General features: G+C 64.4%; 6 protein-coding genes. 2 read left to right on the forward strand and 4 right to left on the reverse strand.

Annotation, left to right across the window (positions count from 1 at the left end):
• From ACREB7_RS20095 to ACREB7_RS20105, 3 genes are all read right to left on the reverse strand, one after another.
• Positions 1 to 426: ParB/Srx family N-terminal domain-containing protein (locus ACREB7_RS20095; RefSeq protein WP_431594031.1), on the reverse strand; the 426-nt coding region annotated here is incomplete at its 3' end.
• Between the two features lie 883 nt (positions 427 to 1,309).
• On the reverse strand, positions 1,310 to 1,795 hold the full coding sequence (locus tag ACREB7_RS20100; protein ID WP_431594032.1) for a MarR family winged helix-turn-helix transcriptional regulator: 486 nt from the start codon (positions 1,793 to 1,795) through the stop codon (positions 1,310 to 1,312).
• A 13-nt stretch (positions 1,796 to 1,808) separates the two neighbouring features.
• The gene (locus ACREB7_RS20105) at positions 1,809 to 3,044 is read right to left on the reverse strand and encodes an acyl-CoA dehydrogenase family protein (protein WP_431594033.1); all 1,236 of its coding nucleotides are present in this window, start codon (positions 3,042 to 3,044) and stop codon (positions 1,809 to 1,811) included.
• Positions 3,045 to 3,138: 94 nt separating this feature from the next.
• On the opposite strand from ACREB7_RS20105, the gene ACREB7_RS20110 reads away from it, so the two are divergent.
• Positions 3,139 to 4,134 carry a flavin reductase gene (locus tag ACREB7_RS20110; protein WP_431594034.1) on the forward strand — a complete coding sequence of 332 codons (996 nt, stop codon included), beginning with the start codon at positions 3,139 to 3,141 and terminating at the stop codon, positions 4,132 to 4,134.
• On the opposite strand, the gene ACREB7_RS20115 is transcribed toward ACREB7_RS20110, so the two are convergent.
• Positions 4,128 to 5,516: a sulfatase family protein gene (locus ACREB7_RS20115; protein ID WP_431594035.1), complete on the reverse strand. Its 1,389-nt coding sequence runs from the start codon at positions 5,514 to 5,516 to the stop codon at positions 4,128 to 4,130. The genes ACREB7_RS20110 and ACREB7_RS20115 overlap by 7 nt on opposite strands.
• 258 nt (positions 5,517 to 5,774) lie before the next feature.
• Between ACREB7_RS20115 and ACREB7_RS20120 the strand changes: the two genes are divergently transcribed.
• Positions 5,775 to 6,713: TonB-dependent receptor (locus tag ACREB7_RS20120; protein WP_431594036.1), on the forward strand; the 939-nt coding region annotated here is incomplete at its 3' end.

Consider the following 6,713-nt stretch of genomic DNA (forward strand, 5'->3'; position numbering starts at 1 on the left):
GTTGCTGTCCCCGGCCTCGTCGAGGACAAGATCAACCTCGGCCAGGCTGAACCCCGTCAGCTCGACGTCGAAGTCGAGGTCGATCAGGCCCTGCAACTCGATCGAGAGGATTTCCTTGTCCCAGCCGGCATTGAGCGCGAGCTTGTTGTCGGCGAGCACATAGGCCCGGCGTTCGGCATCGCTCAGATGCGACAGCGCCAGGGTCGGAACCTTACGCAAGCCGAGCAGCTTCGCCGCCTCGACCCTTCCGTGCCCGGCGATGATCTCGCCGTCGTCCGACACCAGCACAGGATTGGTGAAGCCGAAGCGCTGGATCGACGCCGCGATCTGTTTGACCTGCTTTTTCGAATGGGTCCGCGCATTGCGCGCATATGGTCGCAGCGACGCAATGTCGCGTTCGACGAGCTGTGATGATGCCTGGATCATGATGCCCCTGTCCCGTTGATTTGCCCAGATCGGACATAGGAACAAAAAGAGATATTAGGAGGACATTAAACGGAACATTATCGCTCGAAATGCACGGCCTACCGCAATTTTATGGTTGTGGGGCCGGACGCCGGGCATGACGCTCGAAGTACATTGCCGCGAGCGTCCACGAACTGTCGCGCTGCGCCGGCCGCCGCCTCCATATGGAAATATCCATCCCTGATATGAGGGGGCCATTCGCTGTTATTGCGCGGCACGTTCCCTGTTGGGCGCAATTATATTCCCTGTTATCGCGAGAAGAATTCCCTGTTATTTTTTAGGGAATTTTCGACGCCGATGGCCTCAAAACCGCGCTTTTCGTGGAGTAGGGGCGACGAAAAGGCGTAGAGGGGCGTCCGAAAATTGATGATTTCCCTGTTAATTCCCTAAGAACAGGGAATTTCAGGCGGAGACGGGTTCGCTCTAGACTGGGTGGCGCACCATGATTTCAATGGCTTAGATGATTATTGTGGTGGTCGGTGTGCCGCGCAATGTGCCGATTTGTTCCTCATATTTCTGCCCATTCCCTCCGTGTAATCGCGTGTCCATGGAACATGGATGGAACATGGATGGAACACGGTAGTCGACGACCCTTACCCGCGCGGCTCGATCCGTGACGAAGCATTCTTCACCTCCTCAGGCTTGCAGTTCCGTTGACCTGCCCCCGGAAAGCGTCCCCGCCACGCACACGGCGACCGAATTATATTGTCGTGAGCAGTTTGGCAGCATCGCGCTGAACGGGACGTCTTTTGCATGCCGTAATTCCACTCTGCTCGCGCTGCGTGAGTGGAGTCGTTGCTTGATGTCCAAAAGGGGTGATCTTACCCCCGCGCTTGTGGGTCGATCAGGCCCCGTCGGTCGCATTGCCTGCGATCATTTCAGACTCCTCGCGGAGATTCTGGATCGCACGGCTCAGCAGATCGACAAGCGTGCTGATTTCACAGGGTGAAAGGTCCCGGGCGGCAATCACATTTACATCGTTCGAGATGCTTCCAAGCGCCAAGGCCACCGAGTGACCGTGCTCCGTCGCAAAAACGAGCGTTTCGCGGCGATTGGTGCAGTTGACCTTTCGGTCCAGCAGGCCGAGCGCCTCGAGCCGACGCACGGCGACGGCAATTGTGGCCTCGGATATGCCGAGCCGGGCACTCAGGACATGCTGGGCGAGGCCGTCTTCGGCCGAGAGGTTGCAGAGCAGGCTCAACTGGCCGGCGGCCAGGCCATGGCGGGCAATCCGCCGATCGACGATCATCGAGAAGCGCCGGAACGCGATGCGCGCGAGATAGCCGATGCTGTCGTCGAGGCCCCAGAACTCGCGTCGCGCCGCTGCCATCCGCCGGCCTCCTCTAGAGGAGCAGCGAGTTTGGCGGCAGCCCGACCAGCGCGCGCCCGTGCAATTCGGTCGCGACATCGAGGTCGTAGACGATGTGACTCTGCATGACTTGAACGTCGCGGAGAAGCCGCTGCATCGGATTGTCGAGCGCATGGACGCTCGACCCGACCGCTTCGCAGCAGGTCCGCACCGCCTCGACGCACTGTTGCACGGCGATCGCGATTTCGGCGCGCAGACGGATCCGCTCGGTCGTCTGTTCGGGTTCGTCGATTTCGCCAAGCAACAGATTTTCGCGGGCGGCGGCGCGGATCGTGCGCTCGGCCGAGCGCGCCAGCAGGTCGGCGCGGGCCAGGCGCATCTGTCCTGCGGGTTTTTCGACACTCGTGCTCATACTGCCGAGCTTGACGTGCTGCCCGAGCCGCTCGCGGCACAGCTGCACCGCCTGCCGCGCGGCACCCAGCGCCGGGATGGCGGCGGTCACGCATAGATTGGGCAGCATCGGCGATCCGTAAAGGCCCGGGCCATGGACCGCCCGGCCGTTGCCGCGCCCCGAACGCACCGGCTGCACCGCGAACTGATAGGCCTCGGGAATGAAGACATCCTCGACGATTATGTCGTTGCTGCCGGTCGCCGCCATGCCCGCCATCTGCCAGGTGTCGAGCACGGTGACTTGCTCGGCGCGGAGGAGCATCATGCGTACCACCGGAGCGCCGCCCTCGACGGGTTCGAGCGCGTTGAGCATGATCCAGTCGGCGTGCATGACGACGGTGCCCCATTTCCAGCGCCCGCTGAGGCGAAAGCCGCCGTCGACCGGGGTCGCTATGCCCGGCGGCGAGGCGGCGCTCGGCGCGATGACATAGGGGGTGTGGCCCCAGACCTCGGCCTGCGTCGCCTCGGGCATCTGCGCGATCAGCCAATTATGCTCGGCGGCGAAACAGGCGGTCCAGCCGGTCGAGGGACAGGCTTCGGCGATCGGCAGCGTCGCGCTGATATAGGTGTCGGGATCATATTCGAGTCCGCCGAAACGGCGCGGCACATAGAGGTAGAAATAGCCGCTCCGGCGAAGCGCCGCCCACACATCGTCGTCGGGGCGGCGCTCTTTTTCGGCTGCGGCCGCGCGCTCGGCGACGAGCGGCTTGAGCGCCTGCATCCGGGCGATAAGCCTTTCGGGGGTGATCGCGTCGATCTCGTCGCGCGAGAGGAAATCGTCGCCGGCGGGAATCCGGCGGTCGGCGAGGCGTTCGGGCATCATCATCTCCATCCTGTTTGCCACGGCATAGGGCGAAGGCAGGAATAATGTCAACTAGGTTGACTAAAATCCTTCGCGCGGGCATGGCGAGGGAATGACAGATCAGGCCGATATATCGCCCGCCGCAGGCCTCCGCGCCGCGCTGCGCACGCTGGTGCGTCCCGTCGCGGTGGTGACCGCCGCGCATGAGGGACAGCGCTACGCCATGGCGGCGACCGCCTTTTGCGAGGTCAGCATGGACCCGCCGTCGATGCTCGTCTGCATCAACCGCGCCAATGCGACCCATGCCGCGGTCGCGGCGGGGGCCGATCTTTGCCTTAACCTGCTCGCGGCGGACCAGGCGCACATATCGCAGCGCTGCGGCGGCGGCGTCGCGGCCGACGAGCGCTTCGCGATCGGCGACTGGCGGGCCGAAGCCGAAGGGCCGCCGCGCCTGGCTGACGCCTGCGGCAGCATCGTGCTGCGTCCTGTGTCGATCGTCGACCATGCGACCCATGCGGTAGTGATCGGCGAAGTCGTCGACGTGTGGCAGCGCGGCCTGTCGCCGCCGCTGGGTTTCCACGACGGCGCCTATCTCTTCCCGCTCGCGCAGGCGGCGATCAATTTGGTTGCGCAATCCGCGCGGCTGGGCGAAGCGGGCGCGATGCAGGACGGCTATCTGATGCTCGACGTGATGCGCGCCTTCTACTGGTTCGACGAGGGTCTCCAGTCGGCGCTGCGCGCGCGCGGCTGGGACGCCGTGTCGCGCTCGCAATCGATGACCTTCGCCAATATCGCGCTCGGGGTGCGCCGCCCCGCCGACCTCGCCCGCAACCTCGGCATCACGCGCCAGGGGGTCAGCAAGATGCTGCAGGAGATGGTTGAGCGCGACTGGATCGTGATCGAGCCCGACCCGACCGACAAGCGCGCCTCGATCGTCGCCTTCAGCAAAAAATCGCAGCAGCTGCGCGCCGACGCGCTCGAGATATTGGGCAAGATCGACGCGGCGCTCGGCGAGCGGATCGGCGACAAGGCGCTCGATGCGCTGCGCACCACGCTGGCGCGCGACTGGGGCCCGCCCCCCGAGATTTCCCAGCCCGCCGCTCAATAACCCGCGAGGTGGCCGTTGCCGCGCAGCTCGTAGCTGAAGGTCGATGGCAGATAGGGCAGCATATCGCGGTCCCATGCCGCGAAGGCGCTTTTGAGCCGGTCGAAGGCCTCGGGCTGCACGGTCTTCAGATTCGCGACCTCGCGCGGGTCGGCGGCGATGTCGAACAGGAACTCGTGCCCGCTCATCGCGAGATATTTGAGCGAGCCCTTGATCGCGGCGCGCTGGTCCTGCGCCTTGTGGCGCCAGAAAAGCTGGCGCGGCGCCCCGTCCGTCCCGTCGAGCAGCGCGGGCAGCAGGTTGCGGCCGTCGAGCGCCGGCCAGTCCTGTTCGGCGACCCCCGCCGCCGCGAGCAGGGTCGGCACCCAGTCCATCGTGATCTGGACGAGATCGCTGCGCGTGCCGGCCTTCACGCGTCCCGGCCAGCGCATCAGCGTCGGCACGCGAATGCCGCCCTCGAGCAATTCGCCCTTCATCCCGCGTAGCGGCCAGACCTTCGAGAAACGCTCGCCGCCATTGTCGCTGGTGAAGATCACGATCGTGTTGTCGGCCTGGCCATTGGCTGCGAGCGCCGCGAGCAATTGCCCGACCCCGCGATCGAGGCTTTCGACCATCGCGGCATAAACGGCGTTACTGCCGCCGTCATAGTGGAAGGAATCGCGGATCGTCTTCGCGACCTCCTCGTCGGCGGGCCCCTCCCACGGCCAGTGCGGCGCGGTGTAGTGCGCGCTGAGCAGGAAGGGGCGCCCTGTATCCTTGAAGCGGCCGAGTTCGGCGACGCTACGTTCGGTGATCAGGTCGGTGAGATAGCCGCTGCGGCGGATCTCGGTCTCATTCTCCCACAGGTCGTGGCGGAAATTGCTGCGGATCGTCATGCCATGCTCGAAATAATCGGCGCCGCCCTGATAGATGCCGAAGAAGCGGTCGTAGCCGCTCTTGCGCGGGCCATGGTCGGGCAGGCCGCCGAGGTGCCATTTGCCGACGAGCGAGGTGTCGTATCCCGCGCGCTTCAACAGGTCGGGCAGGGTGACGACATCGTCGGCAAGCCCCAGTTCGGGGTGGACGCCGAGCGGTTCGTCGAGCCCCGCCGGAAAGCGATATTGATAGCGGCCGGTGATCAGCGCCAGCCGGGTGGGTGAGCAGACGCTGCTGTTCGAATAGGAGCGATGCAGCGCCACCCCGCCGGCGGCGAGCGCGTCGAGCGCGGGGGTCGCGATATCGTCGCGACCGAAACAGCCGAGGTCGGCAAAGCCGAGATCGTCGGCGAGGATGAAGACGATATTGGGGGCGGTCGTCGCTGCCGGACGGGCGAGTGCCGGTGCTTCGATCAACCCGGTGATCGCCGATGCCGCACCTGCCTTCATCAAGGTCCGCCTGCTCAACATGATGCCATCCTCTCTCTCTCACTTCCCGCCGCGATATCGACCGGTTTTGATCCGCGCGATCCGATTTTTCTGCGTCGCTTCCCGCGAAGCGATCGAAAGGAAATCGTGGCGGTTTTTGGCTCTTTCGCGGTCAGTCCATGCTCGCCCGGATCGAAAATTATGTCAACCTACTTTACAATATATGCTTAGAACACTAAACGAATGGTCGACGCAACGGACCGCACCGGCAAAATCAGGGCGGCCAGAGGGAGAGAGTGGATGACGGCCAAGGCAGCGCAATTTCGTTCGGTCCGCCTGGGATTGCTGGCGTCGGCGGGGTCGATGTTTTTCGCGGTCCCGGCACTGGCGCAGCAGGCCGACGACACCGCCGCGTCGGACGACAGCAACATCATCGTGGTGACCGCGCAGAAGCGCGAACAGGATGTGCAGGACGTCCCGATCTCGATGACCGTCGTCGGCGGCGAGCAGCTCAGCGAGCTTGGCATCAAGGACTTCAACGAACTCGACCGCTACGTCCCCAATTTCTATGTCCAGACGACCCCGGGCAACAACGCCTTCTACATCCGCGGGATCGGCTCGACCCCGGGCAACCTCGCGTTCGAACAGACCGTCGGCCTGTTCGTCGACGGCATCTATGGCGGCCATGCGCGCCAGTTCCAAGCACCCTTCCTCGACGTCGAACGGATCGAGATATTGCGCGGGCCGCAGGGCGCGCTGGTCGGCAAGAATACCAGCGCCGGCGCGATCAGCGTCGTCAGCGCGCGGCCGACGCGCGATTTCCGCGCGACGCTCGAGGGCAGCTATGAATTCGAACTCGGCGGTACGCGGCTGTTCGGCATGGTGTCGGGGCCGGTGTCCGACGCGGTCAGCGTGCGCGTCGCGGCGCAATATGAGGACAGCGACGGCTATATCGAGAACACATTGCTCGGCGGCAACGAAACCAAGCGCGAAAGCGTCTTCGGCCGCGCCTCGGTCCTGATCGATCCGGGCAATGGCGCCGACCTGTTGATCCGCGTCGAGGGGGGCAAGGTTGACCTGACAGGAACGGCCGTCGAACGTTTCCTGACCGCGAACGACCCCGACCGCGAACGCCAGACCGGCGGCTTCCCCGGATTCATGGCCAAGGATTTCGACAACACCAACAATCTCAACGCCAGCGCGACCGCCAATATCGACATCGGCGACCATGTGCTGACC

Source organism: Sphingopyxis sp. (genome assembly GCF_050725615.1).
Lineage (GTDB): Bacteria > Pseudomonadota > Alphaproteobacteria > Sphingomonadales > Sphingomonadaceae > Sphingopyxis.

Coding starts and splice junctions, on each gene's coding strand:
- ACREB7_RS20110 (WP_431594034.1), top strand. CDS start 3,139: ATGACAGATCAGGCCGATATATCGCCCGCCGCAGGCCTCCGCGCCGCG.
- ACREB7_RS20105 (WP_431594033.1), bottom strand. CDS start 3,044: ATGCCCGAACGCCTCGCCGACCGCCGGATTCCCGCCGGCGACGATTTC.
- ACREB7_RS20100 (WP_431594032.1), bottom strand. CDS start 1,795: ATGGCAGCGGCGCGACGCGAGTTCTGGGGCCTCGACGACAGCATCGGC.
- ACREB7_RS20115 (WP_431594035.1), bottom strand. CDS start 5,516: ATGTTGAGCAGGCGGACCTTGATGAAGGCAGGTGCGGCATCGGCGATC.